Genomic DNA, 23,646 nt, shown 5'->3' with positions numbered 1-23,646 from the left:
CCTCGTGCTAAGACGCGGCCGGGTCCCGCCCCAGGACACGATTCGTCCGCCGGGACGTGCGATCCGAAGGACCGCGCATGACCTCGCCTGCTCACGCCTATCGGGGCGTCTTCCCGGTGGCCCCCACGGTCTTCGACGCCTCGGGCGCGCTCGATCTCGACGGGCAGCGCCGGGCGATCGACTTCATGATCGATGCCGGCAGCGAGGGCCTGTGCATCCTGGCCAACTTCTCAGAGCAGTTCGTCCTCACCGACGACGAGCGCGAACGGGTGATGCACGCTGTCCTGGAGCATGTGGCCGGCCGCGTCCCGGTGATCGTGACGACCACCCACTTCGCCACGCAGGTCTGTGCGGAGCGCTCGCGTCAGGCGCAAGCCGCCGGGGCCGCCATGGTGATGGTCATGCCGCCCTATCACGGCGCCACGATCCGCGTGCCGGAACTCGGCGTCGTCGATTTCTTTCGCGCGGTCTCGGACGCGATCGCGATCCCGATCATGATCCAGGACGCGCCGGTGGCCGGCACGCCGCTGTCGGCGCCGCTCCTGGCGCGCATGGCCCGGGAGATCGCGAACGTCGCCTACTTCAAGATCGAGACCGCCGGCGCCGCGTCCAAGCTCCGCGAGCTGATCGCGCTGGGCGGCGACGCGGTCGCGGGTCCCTGGGACGGCGAAGAGGCGATCACCCTGATGGCCGACCTCGACGCCGGCGCCACCGGGGCGATGACCGGCGGCGGCTACCCAGACGGCATCCGCCAGATCACCGACGCCTACGCGGCGGGCCGCCGGGAGGCGGCGATGGACGCCTACGCGCGCTGGCTGCCGCTGATCAACTACGAGAACCGGCAGTGCGGCCTGCTCGCCTGCAAGGCGCTGATGGCCGAGGGCGGCGTGATCGCGAGCGAGACCGCGCGGCTGCCGATCCAGCCCCTGCACCCGGCGACGCGAGCCGGCCTGATCGAGCTCGCCCGGCGCAACGACGCGCTGGTCCTGCGCTGGGGCCGCTGAGACGGGGGATACGGGTCCCGGTCGCGCGGCCCGCGCCGGATCTCAGTGCGCGGCCGGCGCCCGGGTCCCGAGCACGCCCGCGAGCCGGCGCACCGCCTCCCGGGCCAGATCCGGGCTGATGGCGAAGCACATCCGCACGAGGCCCTCGCCCTCCGGCCCGAAGGCGGTGCCCGGCGCCACGCCGACCTTGGCCTCCCGCAGCAGGCGCAGCGCCAGGTCGAGGCTCGGCTCGTCGCCGCCCATCCGGGCCATGAGGTAGAAGGCCCCGTCCGGCGGCGCGACCGTGACGCCCGGCAGGCGCGACAGCCCCTCCACCAGGATCGCCCGGGCCTCGGCGCAGCGGTCCACCATCGTGCGGATGAAGCCGTCGCCCTCCTCGAGGGCCGCGATGCAGGCGTGCTGGACGAAGGTCGGGATCGAGGTGGTGCTGTACTGCCCGAGCTTGGAGAAGGTGGGCGCGAGGCCGCGGGGATAGATCACCCAGCCGGCCCGCCAGCCGGTCATCGCCCAGTTCTTCGAGAAGGTGTTGGTCACGATCAGCCGGTCGTCCTCCGTGCAGATCTGCAGGAAGGACGGCGCGATCCGGTTGCCGTAGGTGAAGTGCGCGTAGACCTCGTCCGAGAGGATCCAGAGGCCGCGGTCCCGGGCGAGGTCGCGCAGGGCCTTCATCTCCGGAAGCGGCATGGTCCAGCCCGTCGGGTTCGAGGGCGAGTTCACCATGATCACCCGGGTGCGCGGCGTGATCGCCGCCGCGATGTCGGCGAGCGGCAGCGCGAAGCGGCCGTCCGGCAGGCGGCGGTAAGGCACCGTCACGGGCACGCCGCCGGCGATGCGCACCGCCTCGGCGAGATTGGGCCAGGCCGGGGAGGGGATGATCATCTCGTCGCCCGGCTCCAGCAGCACCTGGGCCGCCTGCATGATCGCGTTCATGCCGCCCGCCGTGACGCCGAACCGGTCCGGCGGGATCTCCACGGCCCAGTGGCGGGCGTGGTAGGCCCCGAGCGCCGCGCGCAGCGCCGGCAGGCCAAGCGACGTCGTGTAGCGGGTATGTCCGGCCAGCATCGCCCGGTGCGCGGCCTCGACGATGAAGGGCGGCGTCGGCAGATCGCCCTCGCCGATCCACAGCTTCACCACCTCCGGGTCGTCCCGCCCGCGATCCGCGACGAGGCCGATCTGGCTCGTGCCGATGCCGCGGATGCGCGCCGAGAGCGCGGCGGCGAGATCGACGGGCGCGGCGGATACGAGGGTGTCGGCCATGCGGCGCGTGCTCTCCTTGCGTCGGGACGCGGCGTGCCGGTGCGCGGCATGCACCGATGCGCCTGCAGGGTCCCGGCCTGTGGGGAAGAGCGCGACCCTGCCGCGTTCGGCCACGGACGTCCAGACCCGCGCGGTATCCGGATGGGCTTCGCAGGCCGGCGCGGCCTATCTCGAAGCGTAGCACATTGACGTTCTGACTTTTCAGACATTTCTGAAAATGCTACACGCCGGGTCACGCTCAGAGCCGGAGGCCCGACGTGCTCGCCAACCTCGATCCCCTGATCCTCGCCCGCATGCAGTTCGGGTTCACGGTCGCCTTCCACATCGTGTTCCCGGCCTTCTCGATCGGCCTCGCGAGCTTCCTCGCCGTCCTGGAGGGGCTCTGGCTCGTTACCGGCCGCCCGGTCTTCCTGGATCTGTTCAAGTACTGGATTAAGATCTTCGCCATCGCCTTCGCGATGGGCGTCGTGTCCGGGCTGGTGATGTCCTACCAGTTCGGCACGAACTGGTCGGTCTTCTCCGACAAGACCGGCCCAGTGCTCGGTCCGATGATGGCCTACGAGGTGCTGTCGGCCTTCTTCCTGGAGGCGGGCTTCCTCGGCGTGATGCTGTTCGGCATGCGCAAGGTCGGGCCGCGGCTGCACTTCGCGGCGACGCTGATGGTGGCGTTCGGGACCTTCTTCTCGGCGTTCTGGATCCTGGCGGTGAACTCGTGGATGCAGACGCCGGCGGGCTACGGCACGAACGCCGAGGGCCAGTTCGTGCCGCTGGACTGGTGGGCGATCGTGTTCAACCCGTCCTTCCCGTTCCGCCTCGTGCACATGGTCCTCGCCGCCTACCTGACGACGGCCCTTGTGGTGGGTGCGGTCGGCGCGTGGCACCTGCTGCGCGACCGGGCCAACCCGGCCGCCAGGACGATGTTCTCGATGGCGATGTGGATGGCCGCCCTGGTCGCGCCGGTCCAGATCCTCGCGGGCGACGCGCACGGCCTCAACACCCTTGAGCACCAGCCCGCCAAGGTCATGGCCATGGAGGGGCACTTCCAGAGCCACCCGGACGGCGCGCCGCTGGTGCTGTTCGGCCTGCCCGACCAAAAGGCCGGGACCGTGCGCTACGCGGTCGAGATCCCGAAGCTGTCCTCGCTGGTGCTGAAGCACGCCCTCGACGCGCCCCTGAAGGGGCTCGACAGCCTGCCGCGGGCGGAGTGGCCGCCGGTGCCGATCGTGTTCTGGTCGTTCCGCATCATGGTCGGCCTCGGGATGCTGATGCTGCTGCTCGGCGCCTTGAGCCTCCTCGCCCGTTGGCGCGGCACCCTCTACGCGTGGCGCCCGCTGCACCGCTTCGCGGTGGCCATGGGTCCGGCGGGCTTCGTGGCGGTGCTGGCCGGCTGGATCACCACCGAGGTCGGGCGCCAGCCCTACACGGTCTACGGCCTGCTGCGCACGGCGCAGTCGGCCTCGCCGCTGCACGCGCCGGCGGTGGCGGCCTCGCTCACCGCCTTCGTGGTGGTCTACTTCGCGGTCTTCGCCATGGGCACCGGCTACATGCTGCGCCTGATGGGCCAGCCCCCGCATGCCGGCGAGAGCGGGATCGAGCCCGGCGCGCCGATCCGGACGGCGGGCATCACGCCCGCCCCGGCGATCGATCCCGACCGCCACCTCCAGCCGGCCGAGTGAGAGACCCATGGCCTACAGCTTCGACCTCACGGTGATCTGGGCGTTCGTGATCGCCTTCGCGGTCTTCGCCTACATCGTCATGGACGGCTTCGATCTCGGGATCGGCCTCCTGTTCCCGGTCCTCCGGCCGGGCGCGGACCGCGACACCGCCATGAACTCGGTCGCCCCGGTCTGGGACGGCAACGAGACCTGGCTGGTGCTGGGCGGCGGCGGCCTGTTCGCCGTCTTCCCCCTGGCCTACGCGGTGATCCTGCCGGCGCTCTACGCGCCGATCATCGCGATGCTGCTCGGGCTGATCTTCCGCGGCGTCGCCTTCGAGTTCCGCTGGCGCGATCCCCGCCACCGCGCCGCCTGGGACGTCACCTTCGCGGGCGGCTCGCTGGTGGCGGCCCTGGCCCAGGGGATCACGCTGGGCGCCCTCCTGCAGGGCATCGCGGTCGAGGGACGGGCCTATGCTGGCGGCTGGTGGGACTGGCTCACGCCCTTCAGCCTCCTCGTCGGCGCGAGCTTGGTCGTCGCCTACGCGCTGCTCGGGGCGACGTGGCTGGTGATGCGCACCGAGGGCCTGCTCCAGCTGCAGGCCCGGCGCTACGCCCTGCGCCTCACCGTGGCGACGGTCGCAGCCATCGCCCTCGTCAGCGCGGTGACGCCGTTCCTGCAGGGCCGCTACTACGAGCGCTGGCTGGCGATGCCGAACGTGCTCGTCACCGCGCAGGTGCCGCTGCTCGTGGCGCTCGCGGCCTACGCCCTGTGGCGCAGCCTGCGGGGCGGCGCCGAGCGGGCGCCCTTCCTGATCGCGCTGGGGCTGTTCGCCCTGACCTTCCTGGGGCTCGGCATCAGCATCTTCCCCGACATCGTGCCGGGCCGGATCACGATCTGGCAGGCGGCCGCCCCCGAGGCGAGCCAGATCTTCCTGCTCGCCGGCGCGTCGGTTTTGATCCCGATCATACTGTCCTACACGGCCTACTCGTACTGGGTCTTCCGCGGCAAGGTCGACGCGCACGGATATCACTGATGGCACCCGCAGCAGCACAGCCCCTCTGGAAGCGCCTCGCGTGGTTCGTGGGGCTCTGGGCCTCCAGCATCGTCGGCCTCGGCTTCGTCGCGACAGTCCTCCGGTATTGGCTCAAGAGCTGATAGACCGGGGGGCGCCCTCCTGACCCTTGCCCGCGTGGGATCCTTGCCGTGCAGCTGCCCCCGCTCGTCCAGACCTTCGTGCTGCATTTCGGCGAGATGGGTTCGCGCTGGGGCATCAACCGGACCGTGGGGCAGATCTACGCCCTGCTGTTCGTGGCCGAGCGGCCGCTCAACGCCGATGAGATCGTGGAGCGGCTCGGCGTGTCGCGCTCCAACGTCAGCATGGGCCTGAAGGAATTGCAGGCCTGGAATCTCGTCCGTCTCCAGCACAGACCGGGGGACAGACGCGACTACTTCACGACGCCCGAGGACATCTGGCAGATCGTCCGGACCCTGGTCGAAGAGCGCAAGAAGCGGGAGGTCGATCCGACGCTGACCCTCCTGCGCGAACTTCTCATGCAGGAAGCCGGCACCGAGGAGGAGCGGCATGCCCAGGCGCGCCTCACCGAGATGCACGATCTCTTCGAACTGTTCGCCGGCTGGTACGCCGACGTGCGCCGCCTCGATACCGAGCGCCTCGTCCAGCTCCTCAGCCTCGGCGCGAAGGTCCAGAAGGTCCTGGAGATGAAGGACCGCCTGACCCGCCTGCCGGCGCGGATCGGCGGTCGGGCGCCCAAGTCGGACTGACGGGGCCTCCTCCGGGCTCGCGCCGCCGAGCGGGGCGTGCTGACGGTGATCAGGCGTTGGCCAGCGCCCCTCGGTAGAGGGTGGTGAGGGTGTCGGCGATATGCTCGATGTGGTGGCGCAGGGACGCTGCTGCCTCCTCGCCCTTGCGCGCTGCGCACAGAGCCAGGATCTCCGCGTGCTCGCGGACGGCGCGGGTCGCGTCTTCGGAGGTGCCGATCTGCAGGCGCGTCGGGCGCTCGCAATCCTGCAGCAATCCGGACACGATGCTCAGCGAGCGCGGGCGATCGGCGTGGCGAAGCAGGTCGAGGTGGAAACGGCGGTTCAGGTCGCCCCACCGAAGGACCTGTCCGGTCTCCAGCGCCGTGCCGTACTCCTTCGAGACGACGTCGAGGTTCCGGAGGTCGTCGGGCGTCAGGTGCGGTGCCGAGAGCAGCAGCAATTGCGGCTCCAGCTGGACGCGCAGCTGGAAGATATCCTCGACCTCCAACAGCGACAGTCCTGTCACCACTGCGCCGCGGTGCGGCATGATCTTCACGAGATTGGTGGCTTCCAGCTGCAGCAGGGCCTCGCGGACCGGGATCCGGCTGATCCCGAACGCCTCGGCCAGGGCGTCCTGGCGGAGCTGCGCGCCGGCCGGCAGGTCCCCGTTCAGAATTTGCTGACGCAGCGAGTCTGCGACAGCCGCAGCCACGGTCTTGTGCCGCAGCCGGTCGGGCGCAGGCAGTTCCGGGACCCCAGGGGACATCAGCGCCTCAGCGGGAAGGTATACATTCATACGCGGCGTTGGCATGCCCTGGAATTGCGCGCGTGTCCAATGCCAGATTGCCTTGCACAACCTGAGGTTCAATGGCGCCGCGACCATTCTGTCACGCCACGCGCCATGCTCGATGCCCAACCGCGCGACCGGCGTCGCGACCTCGAATCACGCCGGGCGCCGATAGTACACGTATTCGCGGACGACACTGTCATAGGTTGGGAAAGAAGCCGGGTCTGTAGAGTGGGCACTGTCGTGCCGGTCTCTGATTAGCACTCTATCCCGTTGGCGGAGTTTGCCGATCGTGCGGATCGGCCCAGGGCGCTCGGGCGAGTGTCTGCCCGAGATACGCGATCAGCGCCGTCACCCGCGCCGGCCGCGGATCGCCCGGTGGCATGACGAGATGCAGCGCGATGGGCGGCAGCGACCAGGCCGGCAGGACCCTTTCAAGCCGCCCGGCCTCAAGGTCGTCCCAGATCATGAAATCGGGTTGCAGGGCGAGGCCCAGGCCCGCCCGCAGGGCCGGCGCCAGCGCCTCCGCGTTGTTCGCCCGGAGCGGCCCCGCCGGCACCACGACGGCGTCCGAACCGTCGCCATCCGCGAATCGCCAGCGATCGGGCGTCGGCAGGTAGGCATAGCCGAGGCAGGCATGGCGGGCGAGGTCGTCCGGATGCTCAGGGCGGCCATGCCGATCGAGGTAGGCGGGCGTGGCTACCAGCGAGCGGCGGATCGCGCAGAGCCGCCGCGCCCGCAGCGACGAATCGGGCAGCGCCGCGATGCGCAGCCCGATATCGAATCCGCCGCCGACGAGGTCGACGACCGCGTCGGACAGATGCAGGTCCACCGACACCGACGGATAAAGCCGCAGGAAAGCCGGGAGGATCGGCGCCACGTGCATCACGCCGAAGGTCATCGGCGCGGCGAGCCGCACCAGACCGCGGGGCTCCGAGGCGCCCGCCGTGGCGAGCGCCTCGGCCGCCTCGCCCTCCGCCAGGATGCGCGCCGCGCTGTCCTTGGCGGCTTGACCGGCCTCGGTGAGCGCGAGCTTCCGGGACGTGCGGTTGAATAGCCGCGCGCCGATCCGGACCTCCAGCCGGCTGACAGCCTTCGACACCGTGGCCTTCGACAGGCCGAGTTCCTCGGCGGCCCGGCCGAAGGAGCCGGTCTCCACCACCTTGGCGAACACCGCCCAGGCCTCGAAATCGGGTAGCCGCATCGATCAAATCCGGAAACGATAGGTTTCCATCGTTTCTATTTTCGCGAAACTTGGCAAGGGGCACATTCCCGGCATCGGACACGCGCTGCCCGTCGCAGCGGTCTTCAGGGAGACATCGCCATGGTTCAGACTGGCCTCCACCACGTCACAGCCTTCTCCGGCCCGGCCCTGCGCAACCTCGACTTCCACACCCGCGTCCTCGGGTTGCGGCTGGTCAAGAAGACGGTCAATTTCGACGATCCGGGCACCTACCACCTGTACTACGGTGACGCCGCGGGTCAGCCCGGCACGATCCTGACCTTCTTCCCCATCGAGCACGCCGCGCCCGGTCGCGTCGGGATCGGCGAGACCCAGGAAACCGCCTTCCGGGTGCCCCGCGCCTCGATCGGCTGGTGGACCCACCGCCTGATCGAGAAGGGAGTCGCACACGAGCCGCTGGTCCAGGTCTTCGGCGAGCCGACCCTGCGTTTCCGCGATCCGGACGGCATGATGCTCGCCCTGGTGGGCGTCGATGTCGGCGACGCGGAGGGCTGGGCCTCGAGCGAAGTGCCGGCCGAGCACGCGATCCGCGGCCTGCACGGGGTGACGCTGCTCCTCGAAAGGGCCGAGCCTACGGCCGCGATCCTGACGGAGGTGCTGGGGCTGCAGGAGGTCGGCCGCGAGGGCAACCTGGTCCGCTTCGCCGGCAGCGCCGCGCTCGGCGGCCTCGTCACCCTGCGGGCCGTCGGCGGGTTCCTGCCCGGTCGGCCGGGGGCGGGCTCGGTTCACCACATCGCGTTCCGGGCAGCCGACGATGCCGCGCAGGCCGCGATGGGCCGGGCGCTGGCGGCGCGGGGTCTCCACGTCACCGAGCAGCGCGACCGGCAGTATTTCCGCTCGATCTACTTCCGCGAGCCCGGCGGGGTGCTGTTCGAGATCGCCACGGACGCGCCCGGCTTCGCGGTCGACGAGCCGATCGAGGAACTCGGGCAGGCCCTGAAACTCCCTGCCGGGCTTGAGCCGCACCGGGCCGAGATCGAGGCCGTACTCCCCGAGGTCGCCTGAACCCGGACGATCATCCCGCCCGCCCCGCGTAGAGCGGGGCGGGATCCGCACCGATCACCAGCGAGGTCGCCATGACCCAGGACACCCTCGGCTTCATCCACCGCTTCGAGCCCGGAGCGGACACCGTGCACCCGCTTCTGCTGCTCCATGGGACCGGCGGAGACGAGTCCGATCTCCTGCCCCTCGGCCGGTCGGTCGCGCCGGAGGCTGCGCTGCTGTCCCCGCGCGGCCCGGTGAGCGAGAACGGGATGCCGCGGTTCTTCCGCCGGCTGGCGGAAGGCGTCTTCGATGAGGCGGATCTGCGTCGGCGCACCGGCGACCTCGCCGCCTTCGTGATGGCCTCCCGGGCGCGGTACGGCCTCCGGGCACCTCTCGCGCTGGGCTTCTCGAACGGTGCCAACATCGCCGCGTCGCTGCTGATGCTCCGGCCGGAGAGTTTGGCGGGCGCCGTGCTGATCCGCCCGATGGTCCCGTTCGCCGAGCCCCCGGCGGCGGATCTCGCCGGAAAGCCGGTCCTGATCCTGTCCGGGTCCATGGATCCGATCGTCCCGGCAGAGAATGCCGCTCGTCTCGCGCAGCAACTCGCCGCCTCCGGGGCGCGGGTCGAGCACCGGATCCTGCCTAGTGGCCACGGCCTGTCGCAGGTCGATGTCAGTCTGGCGCGAGGCTGGCTCCACAGCCTCGCTCTCCCCGAAGCGGCCTGATTCTCAGACAGAAGCCAGAACGGATGACCACCATGACTTCCTCGACCCTGTCCGGCCCGACGGCCCTGCTGCCGGTCACCGGCCGGATCCTGATGAGCGCGATCTTCCTCGTGAGCGGCGCCGGCAAGCTCGCCGCGCCCGCCGCGACGCTCGCGACCATCGAGGCCGCCCACCTGCCGCTGCCGCCGGTCGCCTACGCGGCAGCGACCACCGTGGAAGTCGTCGGGGGCCTGCTGCTCGTCGCCGGCTATCGCACCCGGCTCGTCGCCCTGGCCCTCGCCCTCTTCGCGGTGGCCACCGCGGTGACCTTCCACGCGGCCCTCGGCGACCAGAACCAGATGTTCCACTTCCTCAAGAACCTGGCCATGGCGGGCGGCCTGCTCCAGGTTGCGGCCTTCGGGGCTGGCCCGATCAGCTTCGACGCCCGACGGGGCCGGGCCTGACCGGTGTCCCGACCCTCGGCAGACCAGCCTGCCGATCCTAGGTGCAGGCTGGCGCGTCGATCGATGTCGAGGATGGGTCACCGGGCAGCCGGAGGACTTCAGCCCCCGCTGCCCCCTCGACGGCGGCGCCTGGAACGAGCGGAGGCTCGCCTTCATCGGGGGTTGAAGGGTCGGGCGGCCTTTCCCGCGTCGGTCCGTGCCCCTAAAGCCTCTCCGAGGGGCCACCGGCGCGGCCCGTCAGACGCAAACCTTCACGGATCCCTTCATGCCTGCCTCCGACGCCCCCCTCGCCCTCGGGATCATCGGCGCGGGGATCATGGGCGAGCGCCTGCTCGGCGCCATCCACGGGGCGGCGGATTCCCCGGTTCGCGTCGCGGCGATCTGGGATCCGGCGCCGGACGCCCTGGCCCGGATCGGCGCCGCCTTCCCGGCGGTACCCCGCGTCGCCGATGCCGCCGCCGTCGTCTCGGCGAGCGATTGCGTTTACGTCGCCTCGCCGCCCGCTTCGCATCTGGGCTACGCCCGCGCCGCCCTGGCCGCCGGCCGGAGCGTGTTCTGCGAGAAGCCGCTGGCCATCGACCGCGCCGATGCCCGCGCCTTCGTGGCGGAAGCCGGGGGCGCCGGGGCGGTCAATTTTCCGTTCGCCTCGTCGCCCGGCGTGACGACGATCGAGGGCTGGATCGCCGCAGGCGCGATCGGCACGCCACGGACGCTCACCATCGCGGTGGCGTTCGCGCGGTGGCCCCGACCCTGGCAGGCCGATGCCGCGCGCTGGCTCGACGCCCGGGCCGAAGGCGGGTTCACCCGTGAGGTGGTCTCGCATTTCCTGTTCCTGGCCCGCCGGCAGCTCGGCCCGCTCCAGGGGTTGGCCGGCCGGATCGACTTCCCGGAGCCGGGCCGGTCCGAGCGGGCGGTCGACGTGACGCTCACGGCCGGCGGGATCCCCGTGACCCTGACCGGACGGGTCGGGGGCGTCGAGGCTGACGATCACAACACCTGGACGCTGGAGGGCGATGCCGGGGCCGTCCGGCTGCGCGACTGGGCCATCGCCGAGCGTCGGGGTGCCGACGGGCGCTTCGAGCCGGAGCCCGGCGCGATTCCCAACGAACGGCTCCGGCCGATCACCCTCCGGCGCCAGCTGGAAGGCGTCGTCCGGATGGCACGCGGCGAGCCCCACCACCTCGCCACGTTCGCGGAGGCGCTCGACGTGCAGGAAGTCGTGGAGGGCATCCTGGCCCTGTGACCGGGATCAGACCTCCAGCAGGTCGATCAGGAACGGGATCAGCGGCGCGTCGGCGGGCGGCATCGCGAGGTCGCGCAGCGCCCTGGGCCGGACCCATCTGAGCGCTTGCCCCTCCATCGACCGCGGTGTCCCCGTCCAGCGCCGGCAGACGTAGAGCGGCATCAGAAGGTGGAAATCCGGATAGGCGTGGCTGGCGAAGGTCAGCGGTGCGAGGCAGGGCTCCTCGACCGCGATGCCGAGTTCCTCCGCGAGCTCCCGGATCAGGGTCTGCTCCGGGCGCTCGCCGGGCTCGACCTTGCCGCCGGGAAACTCCCACAGGCCGGCGAGCTGCTTGCCCGCCGGGCGCTCGCTCACCAGCACGCGGCCGTCGACGTCGACGAGGGCCACCGCGACCACCAGGAGGAGGCGCAGGGGAGCGGTTCCGGGCGCGCTCATGGCGCCACCGCGAAGGTGGCCGAGACCTCGGCGGACATCGGGATCGTGCCCGCCTCGATCGGGACCCGGCGGCCCTTGGCCGTCATCGGGGCCGCGCGGGCCATCTCCAGCGCCGGGCGGTACGCGGCTGCGCCCGTGGTGCTCAGGGTGCAGAGCGGGCCGAGCTTGGCACCGAGCGCCTCTGCGAGCGCCTCGGCCCGCGCGCGCGCGTCCCGAGTCGCAGCGACTTGGAGGGCGGACTCGATCTTGTCCGGATCGCGCATCCCGAAGCTCACACCGTCGATCCGGTTCGCTCCGGCATCGAGAGCCTGCCGGAGCAGGTCGCCCAGCCGGTCCATGTCGGCGAGCCGGACGCTGACCAGGTTGCTGGCGCGGTAGCCGTCGGGCTCCTCGGTGACGGCGCCGCCCGGCCGGGCGACGGAGCGTGTGGCGGTCTRCAGGCTGACGGCGGCCGTGCCGATATCGGCCGGCGGGACCCCGAGGGTGCGGGCCTGTGCCGAGACCCCGGTCACCGCCTTCGAAGCTGCGTCGAGGGCGGCGGCCGCGGTCGCGCCCCGTGCCTCGATACCCAGGGTCACCTCGGCGAAGTCCGGCGTCCGGGCCTCCGCGGCCCGCCCGACGACGCTGATGTGGCGCTTGCACGCCGCGTCATCGGCCCGCGCCGGGGTCGCCAGGGCCGTGACGAGGAGAGCGCCGACGAAGGCCGCCTTCACGAGCGGTAATCCCCGTTGATCTCGATGTAGGCCTTGGTCAGGTCGCAGGTCCAGACGCGGGCCGAGCCCTCGCCGAGGCCGAGATCGACCCGGATCCCGATCTCGGCCTCGCGCATCACGGCGCTCGCCGTCGCCTCGCTGTAAGTCGGATCGCGGGCACCCTGGACGGCGACGCGCACGTCGCCGAACCAGATCGCCAGCCGGTCCCGGTCGGCGGGCTCGCCGGCCTTGCCCACGGCCATCACGACCCGGCCCCAATTGGCGTCCTCGCCCGCCACCGCGGTCTTCACCAGCGGCGAGTTTGCGATGGACATCGCGATGCGGTGGGCGGAGGCGTCGCTCTCGGCGCCCGTGACCCGCACGGTGACGAACTTGCGCGCGCCCTCGCCATCCTTGGCGACGAGCTGGGCCAGCTCCACCAGCAGGCCGTCCAGCGCCTCCCGGAAGCCGGCGAGGCGCGGGTCGGCGGGGTCGCCGATCGCCGGATTTCCGGCCTTGGCGGTGGCGAACAGCATGAGCGTGTCGGAGGTGGAGGTGTCGCCGTCCACGGTCACACAGTTGAAGCTCGTCTTCGTTCCCGCCGACAGGAGCGCCTGGAGCACGTCCTGCGGCAGCGCCGCATCGGTGAAGACGAAGGACAGCATCGTAGCCATGTCGGGGGCGATCATGCCGGCGCCCTTGGCGATGCCGTTGATCGTCACGCGCACGCTGTCGATCTCGGCGGAGCGCGTGGCGAGCTTCGGGAAGGTGTCGGTGGTCATGATTGCGCGGGCCGCCGCGGCCCAGGCGGCCGCCCCGTCCTCGGCCCGGGCCGCGCAGTCCGCCAGCACGCCCTCGAATCGCTCCGCCGGAAGCGGCTCGCCGATCACTCCGGTCGAGGCGACGTAGACCTCGCGCGTGGCGCATCCCGCCGCCTGCGCGGCGATCTCGACGGTACGTGCCACCGCATCGCGGCCGAGACGGCCCGTGAAGGCGTTGGCGTTGCCGGAATTGACCACGAGGGCTCGCGCGGACCCGTCCGCCAGGGCTTCCCGACACCAATCTACCGGCGCCGAAGGGCATTTCGAGCGGGTGAACACTCCCGCCGCCCGGGTCCCGGGTTCCAGGGAGACGTAGAGCACGTCGGTGCGGCCGCTGTAGCGGATCCCCGCCTGGGCGGTGGCGATTCGCACCCCCGGCAGGGGGGGCAGCTCGGGAATCGAGGTGGGCGCCAGCGGGGAGACGGGAGGGGCTTTCGCGGACGACATCGGCTCGGGCTCCGGCAGCGCGCGGCTCAGGTTCCGCGGCGTGCCGGTGTTGCCCACGCGAACCCCGGGGCGTCAACTCCGTGCCCAGCCTATGGTCAGGCTGCGCAGGTGCATCGGCTTTGTGCAACGGCGGCGCCGAATGCGGCGCCATCACGGCGGCGGGCTTGCGCGTGGATTGCTTCCCAGCTTAGCATGCTGCATCGCAATGCCAGCGCGAAGTCGAGTGCGGAATGCCCCCAGCCGACGTCGAGACTGCCTCCAGCACGCGTCCCAAGGGCGGCTGCTACCGGATCCAGGTTCTGGTGGTCGGCCGGAACAAGCGCTGGCGCGACGAGGTCTCGGCGCAGGTCCGGATGCTGGGGTATCAGGTCACGGCCTGTGATCGGGGCGTGGACGCGATGACGGTGCTCGCCCTCGGCCTGCCCGTGGACGTGATCGTGGTGGATACGGCGCTGCAGGGCGGCCTCTGCTGCGCGCAGCTCGCCGTCGAGGCCCGTGCGTTGCGACCGGCGCTGCGCATCATCCTCGCCAGCGATCCGGTCGAGGCTGTGGGGCCGGAAGCTTCTGCGCGGATCCCCGACGCGCTGCTCGTTCCGCGCGACCAGCTCCAGAACGGGATGGTCGCCACGATGATGCGCGAGGCGCTCGCGAACCGCGCCGCCTGAGGCGCTCCCTCTCGGTCCTGAAGCCGCCGCTCCGCCTGCCATCAGGACGGACAGCCAGCCGTGCGGTGCGCACGCGAGCTATCGAGGGAATCGGCAGGAGCTCGGCTCGATGCCCAGCCGCGCCTAGCCGTTCGCGCATCACGAGGGTCGGACAGGACCGCGTCACGCGAAGTTTCGCAAGCTATCCCGAAAGCACGATTGGATGAGCGGAGTTTCAGTTCCGCGAGGATACGTCTTCGCCCAAGGACTTGATTAGTCATGGCTCCCGCTTCGCTGGCCTAACGCATTGGCACGTTGAGATTGAAACGCTTCGGGCCAAGCGTTTGCCCGATCATCGTGTCTTGGTCGCCGGCCGGATGTGTTCGAGCGACAACACCAATCTTTCAGCACCTGTGACGCGACGATCATTGGAGCGTTCATAAAAATATGCCTTCTTTTGATTTGCTCTAAAACAAGACCTGAAATTGTTTTATCTGGAACGACACAGTAATGTCACAATATCTTGACTTTGTTGAAGTTGGTAATTTGGCAGCGTGCTCTTTGGGAGCATCTAAAATGTACATTGGGATACGATCGCGATTATACGCTGGATTCGTTCTGCTTGTAATGACGGCGGCAATCATCGGTGCGTACGCGATTTATCAACAGGATCGACTGGATGACAGCTACGAGGTCCGCAGCCGCCTCTACAGGACTGCGCAGACGATCCTCGCGGTCGATGGTCTCGCCGCGCGACTCAGGGGCTTCGCCGAGACGTATCGGCTCATGCCGCAGCCCGAGCGGATTCCCGCCATGGAACAGGCGCGCCGCACGATCGAAGAGAGTTCTGAGAAGGGCACGGCCAGCGCCATAACGGATCTCGGGCGCATGCTCTTCGCCAGGATTGGCGACGATGCCCGAGCCCTGAAGCCCGAACTCGAGCACCTCACGGCCACGGGTGCGGCGCTCGTCGAGGCCAGGACGCGCATGTTCGAGGCCGGCAACAGCCTCGCCCACCTCACGAAGACGCTGGTTGCGGACGTCCGTGCACGCAACGAAGAGAGGATGTTCAGTCGGGCTGCAGGCGTCGAGACCGTCGTTCTCGAAGCGCGTCTGGCAGCCGCGCGCTACGCCATCAAATCCGATCCGCGTGACTTCGAGGCCTACATCCGCTCCATGGACGAAGCACGCGCCGCCGTCGAGGCGTTCAAGGCGACCCCGGGGGGCGCTCCGTTCAGCCCGCAGGCCGCGGCTCTGCGGGCTGCGCTCGACGCCGCCTTCGGCAGCTTTCAAAGCTTCGATCAGGCGGCGAAGGCTGCCCGCGCAGCATTCGAAACCGGGATCAAGCCGCATGTCGAGGCCATCGACGAGGTCGGCACGGATCTGCGCGGCAGGATCCTGGCTGGCATCAACCGGATGGACGCGGAGGCCAGCGAGGCCGTCAAGACTGTCAGGCGGGTGGAGATCGTCCTGATCGTCCTGGCGCTGGTCCTCGGCGGCATCCTGGCCTTCCTGCTCGCGCGCAGCGTCGGCCGGCCGATCGCCGTTATGACCGGGGCGATGACCCGATTGGCCGACGGCGACATGAAGGTCACGGTGCCCTACCGCAGCGCCACCGACGAGATGGGGGCCATGGCCCGGGCGATCGACATCTTCCGCCACAACGCCGTGGCCCGGGCCGAACTGGAGGCGGCGCAGGCCGCCGAGCAGGAGGCCCGCCAGCACCGGGTCGAACGGGTGGACGAACTGGTCCATGCCTTCCATCGTAAGATCGCGGGCTCGCTCGACATCGTAACGGCGGCCACGAGCGAACTCGATGCCACCGCGCGGGCCATGACCCGGGTGGCTGATGATACCAATAGCCAGGCGGTGACATCGAGTTCGGCCGCCGAACAGACCTCGGCCAACGTTCAGACCGTGGCGGCGGCCGCCGAGGAGATGGTCTCCTCCCTCCAGGAGATCGAGCGGCAGGTGCTGCGCTCCAACGAGGTGGCCGGACTTGCGGCCCACGAGGCGGAGGCGACCAACGCCGCCATGGTGAGTCTGCGTACCGCCGCCGAGCAGATCGGCGCGGCCGTGAGCATGATCTCGGGGATCGCGAGCCAGACCAACCTGCTGGCGCTCAACGCCACCATCGAGGCTGCGCGTGCCGGTGAGTCGGGGCGCGGCTTTGCCGTTGTCGCGTCAGAGGTGAAGGAATTGGCGGGTCAGACGGCGCGGGCCACCGAGGAGATCGGCGGGCAGATCGCCGCGATCCAGATGGCCTCCGGGCAGGCCGCGGAGGCGATGCAGCAGATTGCCCGGACGATCGCCACCGTCAACGAGATCAGCGGCGCCATCGCCGCGACCGTGGTGCAGCAGACGGCGGCCACGGCCGAGATCTCGCGCAACGCCGGCGAGGCGGCACGGGGCACGGAAGACGTCTCGGCCAACGTCTCGCGGGTGCTGGCCGCGGCCCGAGAGACCGGCAATGCCGCCGGGCAGGTCCAGAGCGTGGCCTCCGAGCTGGCCACGCAATCTCAGACGGTCAAGCGAGAGGTCGACAGCTTCCTCAGCGATATTCAGGCCGCGTGACATGGGGACGTGCAAGCTCGCCTCGCCACGGCCCCGGCTGGTCGGAGAACCCCGTCCGTGAAACCGGCTCAGATCGCGGCCGCGGGATCGGTCTCGTCGCCGTCGTCGCCCCGGCGCGTGCGTGGGCGACGATCCAGGAAGGAGCGCCCGAGCGCACGCAGCGGCGCCGTCAACCGGCGGACATCCTCGGCCCGCTCCATGATGCGCTCGCCGTTGCGGATCTCCTTGTCGAGCCGCGACATCGTCCGGGCCAGCGCCGGATCGTCGTCGTCGAGCCAGACCTGAGTCACGCGGGCGAAGGCAATGACCACGCCCTGGAGCTTGAGCTGGCCGAGCGGACCCTCGGTATCGATCCCGGCCGCGGCCAGCATGTAACGGTGGGAGTTCAGCATGACGCCGTTCAGCGCCAGCATCGAGAGCGGCTCGCCGCGCAGGGCATAGGCGATGCGGCGCAGGGCCGGCTTGTAGGGCTCCATCGCGTCGAGGCGGCGCATCAGCACGTCGAACAGGCGCTCGCGGGTCGGCTCCTCCTCGAGGCCCGCCAGATCACCTTCCAGGACCTTGCGGTCGATGATGCGTGTCAGGCCGCCGAGGACGGCGCCCTTCGACGGGAAGAGGTCGCGCAACTCGGCAAGCGTCAGGCCTGCCTCGCGGGCAATATCGCTGACCTCGATGTCGTTCCAGGGCTGCTCGGCGGCGAGCCGCATCAGGGCTTCGACGGCGGCCTCACGGGGAGATAGCTTCGACGCGCCGGCGGCCGGCGCTGCGCTGTCCTGAGCGGAGGCAGCCTGTGCAACGCTCTCCTGCCCGACACGCTCGTGGGTGCCGGTTCCCTTGGACGGGGTCGCGGCCTTGCGGGGGCGCTTTGCGGAGACTTTGCTTTCGGTCATGGATCGATCGCCCGGATCTGTCGGTCGTGTCGCCTCATGTAGGCGGCCGTTCGGCGAAGGGCAGGGCCGTCGCGCGGCCATGCCGCACGGAGGTCGCCGCCGCGTCAGCCGGACAGCTCACCCGCCCGGCGACGCGCTGCCGCCACCGCGTCGCGCATCAGAGCCCCGAGCCCGTCCGGGCGCATCAGCACGTCCAGCGCCGCCGCCGTGGTGCCGCCGGGTGACGTGACGTTGCGGCGCAGCTCCGCCGCCTCGGTCGGGCTCGCATCGAGGAGCGCGCCGGCCCCCGCCACCGTCGCCCGGGCGAGGCGGTGGGCTATGGCGGGCTCCAGACCGGCCGCGATGCCCGCCTCGGCCAGGGTTTCGGCGAGCAGGAAGACGTAGGCTGGACCGGACCCAGAGACCGCCGTCACCGCGTCGATCTGCGACTCGTCCGCAAGCCACTCGACCGTGCCGTTCGCCGCGAACAGCGCTTCGGCGGCCGCGCGCTGATCGGCCGAGACCTCGGAATTCGCGCAGGCCCCGGTGGCGCCCCGGCCGATGCTCGCCGGCAGATTCGGCATCGCCCGAACCACGGCGCGCGCCCGCGGCAGCCGGGCGCGCAGGTCGGCTACGGACTTGCCCGCCAGGATCGAGACGAGGAGCGTTTCACGTCCGATCAGCCGATCGAGACTGGGTGCGGCGGAGTCCAGGCCCTGCGGCTTGATCCCGAGGACCAGCACGGCGCCGGGCGCAGCGACCGGCGGGTTCAGGGCGATACCCCGCGCAGCGCAGAGTTCCGCGATCTCGCGCATCGGCACGGGGTCGATGATCGTCGTGTGGTGCGGGTCGAGGCCCGCATCCAGCCAGCCCACCAGCATCGCGCCGCCCATCTTGCCGGCCCCGGCGAGGACCAGGGAGGCGGGCATCCGCATGGGGCCGGTCACGCCTCGCCTTCGGTCTCGAACAGCACGGCGTCCAGCGCCTCTCGGGCGCTCTTGCCGGCCCAGAGTACGAACTGGAACGCCTGGAAGTAACGCTCGCAGGCGGTCACCGCGGTCTTCATCATGGTGGCGCATTGCGGATGGGTCGGAACCGCGCCGCCCGTCAGCAGGAGCGCGTGGCGGAACATCACTACGCTATCGGTCGTCCAGAGGTCGAAATGGCCGACCCAGAGCTGCTCGTTGATCAGCGCGATCAGGCGCATCACTTCGGTGCGTTGCCGCTCCGGAACCTTCAGGTCGAAGGCGCAGGCCACATGGAGGGCCTCGACGTCCTCGATCCACGTGAAGGCCACGTTATAGTCGGTCCAACGGCCGGGGCTCGTGACCGACATCTCGTCGGTCTCTGCCCGGTCGAAGATCCAGTCGCGCAGGGACGCCAAACGCTCGACGACGTCGAGCGGATGCTCGTTCCGGTCCGGGTCGTGAAAGTCGACGTTGAGAAGCGGCATGACGATCCAAAAGGACGGCCCGGATGAGATCCGGCCCGACGTGACGGTGACGCGAATCCGGAGCGCGAGAACACTCCGAGAACTGGAACGGCCGGCAGATTTGCGCCGGAGGTGAAGCGATCGACTGTCAAAGCGCTGCTGACATCGCCCTGCAGGCCCCGAATCACCCTATGCCTGACTATAGACCGCCCGTGACTCGCGACACAAAGTGCAGGTCACATTCAGTGAACAGGAAACGGGATCGTCGACGCCGCTTCCTGTGTAAAAGCCCCCGGCGTTGCCGCGGGGACTCAGACGGCCTCACTCAGGCCCGCCGCCCCGGCTGCCGCGGCACCGGATTTCGCCTCCAAGGCCGTCACGCGGGCCGTCAGAGCGTCGTTCTGGGCCTGAAGATGGGTGACCAGATCGCGCAGGACATCGAGCTCCTCGCGGGAGGCGACGTCGAGATCGCGGATCACGCGTTCGAGCTGCGCCTTGACCACGGTCTCAGCCTCGCGGCGCACACCCTGCGCGGCGCCGGCGGCGTCCGTCATCAGGCGGGCAAGATCGTCGAACAGTCGATTGGAGGGGGGCATCCTGGTCTCCCGGATCGGCCGGCTGCCGCGACGGCCGCCTGACTGCGCGATGCGAGCCGAGGAGATAGGAATCTTCGAGCCGGGGAGCAACGTCAGAACGGGCGGAACGGGGCCGGTCTGACCCCGCCCCGCCGTAGAACGTCACATACGGTGATGCATGCGGCGGTGCATCATCCGGCGGTGCATGCGATGATGCATCATCCGGTGATGCATGCGGCGGTGCATCATCCGGTGTTCCCTCGGAGTCATCCGAACGTGCGTCACGGCGTCGGTGGTCGTGACGGCACCGGGCATGGCGGGGGCGGCCGAAGCCGGCTGGACGAGGGCGGCACCGCCGAGGGAGGCCAGAACGGCGAAGGCGAAGGTCAGTTTCCTCACGAGGAGACTCCAGTTCTCTGATGGCCGGGTATGGTACCCGGTTCATCCTCCCGGACGGGAGGAGCGGAGAGTCGTCTCGTGCCGGGGGACGGCACGGCGGGTCGTCGAGGACCCGCCGCCATCAACTTTTGGATTAGAGATTTGTTTCCTCGAACGCCTTCACCCATTCAGCGCAGATGCCCGAGCGCACGATATCGTTGCGGGTGAACTCCACCACGGGGATCGGCATCATCCGGCTCTTGACCATGTGCATCACCGTGCGCAGGCCCGAGGTCTCGCGCAGGTCGGTCTGCGAGACGTCGCCGTTGATGATGACCTGGCAATCGTCGCCGATGCGGGTCAGGAACATCTTGATCTCGTTGATCGTGGTGTTCTGGGCCTCGTCGAGGATCACGAGGCAATTCTTGAAGGTCCGACCACGCATCACTTCGAAGGGGACGATCTCGATGTCGCCGGTCTTGAGGGCGATCTCGAAGGCGGCGGCGCCCATGCGCTCCTTCATGGCCTCGGTCAGCGGGGCGACCCAGGGGGCGATCTTCTCTTCGAGGGTGCCGGGGAAGTAGCCGAGGGACCGGCCGGACGGGACGTTCGGGCGAGTGATCACCACCTTGGCGATCCGGCGCTGACGGAGCTGGTCGGCCGCGCGGGTACCGGCGATGAAGGTCTTGCCGGTGCCGGCCGGCCCGAGGACGATGACCTGCGGGGAGCGGGCGAGGGCGTCGAGATACTCGGCTTGGCGTTCGGTGAGCGGTTGGATCGGGGCGAGGTTGCGTTCTTCGTCGAAGCGCGTGCGGTGAATGCGGGACGTGCGGTCTTCAACCAGTTCAAGTCGTGCGCGGCGTCTCTTCATGGATGTACACTCCAACGGGACTTGCCAACCTGGATCTGTCGCTGAACTGCCGTTTACCTGCTTGCTCCCGGATCTACTTGTTTGCGGACCTAATACCGGCCCCGTGCCGAAGGTTCCGCGCCGCGTGCGTCCGCCTGTGGAGAGCGTCACGACGTGCCGCGCACGGCCGAATACGCGATGCAACTGCCGCACCACCGCGATTCGCCCCCGACGATTGCGCGTCGGGTGTGACTAAGGGGTGACGTTCAGGGTGGTCGCCGGGAAAAAGCCGCCCGGCTGGCACCGATGCATCAGATCCAGGATGGAGGAGACGCGATGACGCGGCATCCGGCACGACCTCGATCCTCCCCGCCCGCCCGGGCGAAGCCGGCCGATCCTGCTGCCCTGGAAAGTCCGGGCTTGATCGACGGGACGTGCCTCATCCCGCCTGGATGAAGCTGTCGAGCACCATCTTCTGGCCGGCTTTATCGAAGTCAACCGTCAGCTTGTTGCCGTCGACGCCCGCGACTGTTCCGGGGCCGAACTTGGTGTGGAAGACCCGCTGTCCAGCCTGGAACGCCGAGGGCGCGCCGGTCGACTTGGCGATCAGCTCGCCTTCGATCTGACGCGGTCCGCCGGCTCGCCCGCCGGGCGCCGACCCGAAGCTGCGACCGGCCCGGTCGCCGCCCCGGGAGCCGGTCTGGGCGGTGTTGGCCTGCGCCCGCTGCCAGCCCGGCGTGCCGTAGCTCGACCCGAACGGGGCCGGGTTGCGGTCGAACCGCGAGGCCCCGGCCGAGAAGTGGGCGGGCGCCTCGACCACGTCGACGGCCGATTCCGGCAACTCGTCGATGAACCGGGACGGGATGGTCGATGACCACAGGCCATGGATCCGCCGGTTGACCGCGAAGGAGAGCTTCGCCCGCTTCCGCGCCCGGGTCAGGCCGACATGGGCGAGGCGCCGCTCCTCCTCGAGACCCGCCCGCCCGCTCTCGTCCAGTGCGCGCTGGCTGGGGAACAGGCCGTCCTCCCAACCGGGCAGGAACACGGTGTCGAATTCGAGTCCCTTGGCGGCGTGGAGCGTCATCAGCGAGACCCGGTCGGCGCCCTCGGTCTCGGAGGCCTCCATCACCAGGGAGACGTGCTCCAGGAAGGCCGCCATGTCGGGGAATTCCTCCATGGACCGGACGAATTCCTTCAGGTTCTCGAGACGCCCGGCGGCATCCGCCGAGCGGTCCTTCTGCCACATCTCGGTATACCCGGATTCCTCCAGGACGATCTGGGCGACCTCGCTGTGCGGCTGCGATTCGACCAGCCGAGCCCACCGCGAGAAACTCTGGGTGAGCGCCCGCAGGGTGGAGCGGACCCGGGGCTTCAGCTCGTCGGTCTCGCACAGGCGCTCGGCGGCGATCCGCAGGGGCAGCCGGTTGGCCCGGCCATAGGTGTGGAGCTGCTGGAGGGTCGCGTCGCCGAGGCCGCGCTTGGGCGTGTTGACGATCCGCTCGAAGGCGAGGTCGTCGCTGACGTTCACGGTGGCCCGGAGATAAGCCAGCGCGTCGCGGATCTCGGCGCGCTCGTAGAAGCGCGGGCCGCCGATCACCCGATAGGGGAGCCCGAGCTGGACGAACCGGTCCTCGATCTCGCGCATCTGCGCGGAGATCCGCACCAGCACGGCGATCTCCGAGAGGGGATGCTGCTTCGCCTGGAGGGATTCGATCGACTCGGCGAGCATCCGAGCCTCCTCCTCGGAATCCCAGGCGCCCGTCACGGTGACGCGCTCGCCCGGCTCGTCGTCGGTGCGCAGGGTCTTGCCGAGGCGGCTCTCGTTCCTGGCGATCAGCCCCGAGGCGGCGGCCAGGATGTGTCCCGTGGAGCGGTAGTTGCGCTCCAGCCGCACCACCACGGCGCCGGGGAAGTCGTGCTCGAAGCGCAGGATGTTGTCGACCTCAGCACCGCGCCAGCCATAGATCGATTGGTCGTCGTCGCCCACGCAGGCGATGTTCTTGCGGTTCTGGGCGAGGAGGCGCAGCCACAGGTACTGGGCGACGTTGGTGTCCTGATACTCGTCGACCAGGATGTACCGGAACCGGTCTTGGTAGTTGGCGAGCACATCGGGATTGTCCCGCCAGAGCTTGAGGCACAGGAGCAAAAGGTCGCCGAAATCGACGGCGTTCAGCGTCGCCAGTCGGGCCTGGTAGGCGCTGTAGAGCGTGCCGCCCTTGCCGAACGCGAACGAGGCGGCCTCGCCGGGCGGCACCTGCTCGGGCGCGAGGCCGCGGTTCTTCCAGCCATCGATGGCGTGGGACAGGGCGCGGGCCGGCCAGCGCTTCTCGTCGACGTTCTGATCGGCGATGACCTGCTTCATCAGCCGGAGCTGGTCGTCGGTGCCGAGGATGGTGAAGTCGGATTTCAGGCCGACAAGTTCGGCGTGGCGGCGCAGGATCTTGGTGCCGATGGCGTGGAACGTACCGAGCCAGGGCATGCCCTCGCCGGCGGGACCGATCAGCGCGCCGATCCGGAGCTTCATCTCCCGAGCGGCCTTGTTGGTGAAGGTAACCGCCAGGATGTCGAAGGGGCGCGCGCGGTTCGTGGCGATCAGGTGGGCGATGCGGGTGGTGAGCACCCGGGTCTTGCCGGTGCCGGCGCCTGCCAGCACGAGCACCGGTCCCTCCGTGGTCTCGACGGCGCGGCGCTGCTCGGGGTTGAGCCCCTCGAGGTAGGCGGCGGCGTCGCGGCGGAGCGCACCCATGGCGCGGGCGGCGATGGATGAGGCGGGAGCGCCGTCCCCGGCGGGCTGCGCGTGCGGGCGGTTCTGCATCCCGCTTCC

Annotated in this window: 24 protein-coding genes; 11 read left to right on the top strand and 13 right to left on the bottom strand. The window is 69.9% G+C overall.

Annotated features, from left to right (window positions below):
- The first annotated feature begins 77 nt into the window (after positions 1 to 77).
- Positions 78 to 1,004 carry a dihydrodipicolinate synthase family protein gene (locus ACXJKQ_RS16910; RefSeq protein ID WP_457106892.1) on the top strand — a complete coding sequence of 309 codons (927 nt, stop codon included), beginning with the start codon at positions 78 to 80 and terminating at the stop codon, positions 1,002 to 1,004.
- A gap of 42 nt (positions 1,005 to 1,046) precedes the next feature.
- Here ACXJKQ_RS16910 and ACXJKQ_RS16905 read toward each other — a convergent pair whose 3' ends face one another.
- Complete coding sequence (locus ACXJKQ_RS16905) at positions 1,047 to 2,261, bottom strand: pyridoxal phosphate-dependent aminotransferase (RefSeq protein ID WP_457106891.1); 1,215 nt, start codon at positions 2,259 to 2,261, stop codon at positions 1,047 to 1,049.
- A gap of 257 nt (positions 2,262 to 2,518) precedes the next feature.
- Here ACXJKQ_RS16905 and ACXJKQ_RS16900 point away from each other — a divergent pair, with 257 nt between their 5' ends.
- From ACXJKQ_RS16900 to ACXJKQ_RS16885, 4 genes are read left to right on the top strand one after another with little or no spacing between them, the layout of a single operon-like run.
- Positions 2,519 to 3,937 carry a cytochrome ubiquinol oxidase subunit I gene (locus tag ACXJKQ_RS16900; protein WP_457106890.1) on the top strand — a complete coding sequence of 473 codons (1,419 nt, stop codon included), beginning with the start codon at positions 2,519 to 2,521 and terminating at the stop codon, positions 3,935 to 3,937.
- Positions 3,938 to 3,944: 7 nt separating this feature from the next.
- Entirely contained in the window at positions 3,945 to 4,952 is a 1,008-nt protein-coding gene (cydB, locus tag ACXJKQ_RS16895; RefSeq protein WP_457106889.1) for a cytochrome d ubiquinol oxidase subunit II, read from the top strand.
- A complete protein-coding gene (locus ACXJKQ_RS16890) occupies positions 4,952 to 5,074 on the top strand; it encodes a DUF2474 family protein (protein WP_331294531.1) in 123 nt (40 codons plus the stop codon). Before cydB ends, ACXJKQ_RS16890 begins: the two co-directional genes overlap by 1 nt.
- 48 nt (positions 5,075 to 5,122) lie before the next feature.
- Positions 5,123 to 5,701, top strand: coding sequence for a GbsR/MarR family transcriptional regulator (locus ACXJKQ_RS16885; protein WP_457106888.1), 579 nt, complete (start codon positions 5,123 to 5,125; stop codon positions 5,699 to 5,701).
- A gap of 49 nt (positions 5,702 to 5,750) precedes the next feature.
- Here the strand turns inward: ACXJKQ_RS16885 and ACXJKQ_RS16880 are convergent, their stop codons facing one another.
- Entirely contained in the window at positions 5,751 to 6,446 is a 696-nt protein-coding gene (locus ACXJKQ_RS16880; protein ID WP_457106887.1) for a GntR family transcriptional regulator, read from the bottom strand.
- Between the two features lie 286 nt (positions 6,447 to 6,732).
- Positions 6,733 to 7,671 (bottom strand): LysR family transcriptional regulator, encoded by a 939-nt coding sequence (locus ACXJKQ_RS16875; protein ID WP_457106886.1) that lies wholly within the window; start codon positions 7,669 to 7,671, stop codon positions 6,733 to 6,735.
- A 120-nt stretch (positions 7,672 to 7,791) separates the two neighbouring features.
- Here ACXJKQ_RS16875 and ACXJKQ_RS16870 point away from each other — a divergent pair, with 120 nt between their 5' ends.
- The 4 genes from ACXJKQ_RS16870 to ACXJKQ_RS16855 all read left to right on the top strand — a co-directional run bounded on the left by ACXJKQ_RS16870 (position 7,792) and on the right by ACXJKQ_RS16855 (position 11,105).
- The gene (locus ACXJKQ_RS16870; RefSeq protein WP_457106885.1) at positions 7,792 to 8,715 is read left to right on the top strand and encodes a ring-cleaving dioxygenase; all 924 of its coding nucleotides are present in this window, start codon (positions 7,792 to 7,794) and stop codon (positions 8,713 to 8,715) included.
- 71 nt (positions 8,716 to 8,786) lie between these two features.
- Positions 8,787 to 9,419, top strand: coding sequence for an alpha/beta hydrolase (locus ACXJKQ_RS16865; protein WP_457106884.1), 633 nt, complete (start codon positions 8,787 to 8,789; stop codon positions 9,417 to 9,419).
- Between the two features lie 32 nt (positions 9,420 to 9,451).
- Positions 9,452 to 9,862 (top strand): DoxX family protein, encoded by a 411-nt coding sequence (locus ACXJKQ_RS16860; RefSeq protein ID WP_457106883.1) that lies wholly within the window; start codon positions 9,452 to 9,454, stop codon positions 9,860 to 9,862.
- 265 nt (positions 9,863 to 10,127) lie between these two features.
- A complete protein-coding gene (locus ACXJKQ_RS16855) occupies positions 10,128 to 11,105 on the top strand; it encodes a Gfo/Idh/MocA family protein (protein ID WP_457106882.1) in 978 nt (325 codons plus the stop codon).
- A gap of 6 nt (positions 11,106 to 11,111) precedes the next feature.
- On the opposite strand, the gene ACXJKQ_RS16850 is transcribed toward ACXJKQ_RS16855, so the two are convergent.
- The 3 genes from ACXJKQ_RS16850 to argJ are packed head-to-tail and all read right to left on the bottom strand — an operon-like array spanning position 11,112 to position 13,500.
- The gene (locus ACXJKQ_RS16850; RefSeq protein ID WP_457106881.1) at positions 11,112 to 11,540 is read right to left on the bottom strand and encodes a (deoxy)nucleoside triphosphate pyrophosphohydrolase; all 429 of its coding nucleotides are present in this window, start codon (positions 11,538 to 11,540) and stop codon (positions 11,112 to 11,114) included.
- Positions 11,537 to 12,253: an SIMPL domain-containing protein gene (locus ACXJKQ_RS16845; RefSeq protein ID WP_457106880.1), complete on the bottom strand. Its 717-nt coding sequence runs from the start codon at positions 12,251 to 12,253 to the stop codon at positions 11,537 to 11,539. Before ACXJKQ_RS16845 ends, ACXJKQ_RS16850 begins: the two co-directional genes overlap by 4 nt.
- Positions 12,250 to 13,500: a bifunctional glutamate N-acetyltransferase/amino-acid acetyltransferase ArgJ gene (gene argJ, locus ACXJKQ_RS16840; RefSeq protein WP_457106879.1), complete on the bottom strand. Its 1,251-nt coding sequence runs from the start codon at positions 13,498 to 13,500 to the stop codon at positions 12,250 to 12,252. Before argJ ends, ACXJKQ_RS16845 begins: the two co-directional genes overlap by 4 nt.
- Before the next feature lie 230 nt (positions 13,501 to 13,730).
- Between argJ and ACXJKQ_RS16835 the strand changes: the two genes are divergently transcribed.
- A complete protein-coding gene (locus ACXJKQ_RS16835; RefSeq protein ID WP_457106878.1) occupies positions 13,731 to 14,165 on the top strand; it encodes a histidine kinase in 435 nt (144 codons plus the stop codon).
- Between the two features lie 489 nt (positions 14,166 to 14,654).
- Positions 14,655 to 16,718 carry a methyl-accepting chemotaxis protein gene (locus ACXJKQ_RS16830; protein WP_457106877.1) on the top strand — a complete coding sequence of 688 codons (2,064 nt, stop codon included), beginning with the start codon at positions 14,655 to 14,657 and terminating at the stop codon, positions 16,716 to 16,718.
- A 68-nt stretch (positions 16,719 to 16,786) separates the two neighbouring features.
- Here ACXJKQ_RS16830 and ACXJKQ_RS16825 read toward each other — a convergent pair whose 3' ends face one another.
- The 7 genes from ACXJKQ_RS16825 to ACXJKQ_RS16795 all read right to left on the bottom strand — a co-directional run bounded on the left by ACXJKQ_RS16825 (position 16,787) and on the right by ACXJKQ_RS16795 (position 23,637).
- Positions 16,787 to 17,608: a TetR/AcrR family transcriptional regulator gene (locus ACXJKQ_RS16825; protein ID WP_457106876.1), complete on the bottom strand. Its 822-nt coding sequence runs from the start codon at positions 17,606 to 17,608 to the stop codon at positions 16,787 to 16,789.
- A gap of 104 nt (positions 17,609 to 17,712) precedes the next feature.
- Positions 17,713 to 18,516 (bottom strand): pyrroline-5-carboxylate reductase, encoded by an 804-nt coding sequence (gene proC / locus ACXJKQ_RS16820; protein WP_457106920.1) that lies wholly within the window; start codon positions 18,514 to 18,516, stop codon positions 17,713 to 17,715.
- A 14-nt stretch (positions 18,517 to 18,530) separates the two neighbouring features.
- Positions 18,531 to 19,040: a YbjN domain-containing protein gene (locus ACXJKQ_RS16815; protein WP_457106875.1), complete on the bottom strand. Its 510-nt coding sequence runs from the start codon at positions 19,038 to 19,040 to the stop codon at positions 18,531 to 18,533.
- A 290-nt stretch (positions 19,041 to 19,330) separates the two neighbouring features.
- Entirely contained in the window at positions 19,331 to 19,615 is a 285-nt protein-coding gene (locus ACXJKQ_RS16810; RefSeq protein WP_457106874.1) for an accessory factor UbiK family protein, read from the bottom strand.
- A 141-nt stretch (positions 19,616 to 19,756) separates the two neighbouring features.
- Complete coding sequence (locus ACXJKQ_RS16805; protein WP_457106873.1) at positions 19,757 to 19,993, bottom strand: hypothetical protein; 237 nt, start codon at positions 19,991 to 19,993, stop codon at positions 19,757 to 19,759.
- Between the two features lie 133 nt (positions 19,994 to 20,126).
- Complete coding sequence (locus ACXJKQ_RS16800) at positions 20,127 to 20,843, bottom strand: PhoH family protein (protein ID WP_012321860.1); 717 nt, start codon at positions 20,841 to 20,843, stop codon at positions 20,127 to 20,129.
- A 418-nt stretch (positions 20,844 to 21,261) separates the two neighbouring features.
- Positions 21,262 to 23,637 (bottom strand): ATP-dependent helicase, encoded by a 2,376-nt coding sequence (locus ACXJKQ_RS16795; RefSeq protein ID WP_457106872.1) that lies wholly within the window; start codon positions 23,635 to 23,637, stop codon positions 21,262 to 21,264.
- Positions 23,638 to 23,646 lie beyond the last annotated feature (9 nt).

This window comes from Methylobacterium sp. P5_C11 (assembly GCF_054049775.1).
The sequence above is the reverse complement of the archived record's forward strand: the minus strand, read 5'-3'. Positions and strand labels throughout refer to the sequence as shown.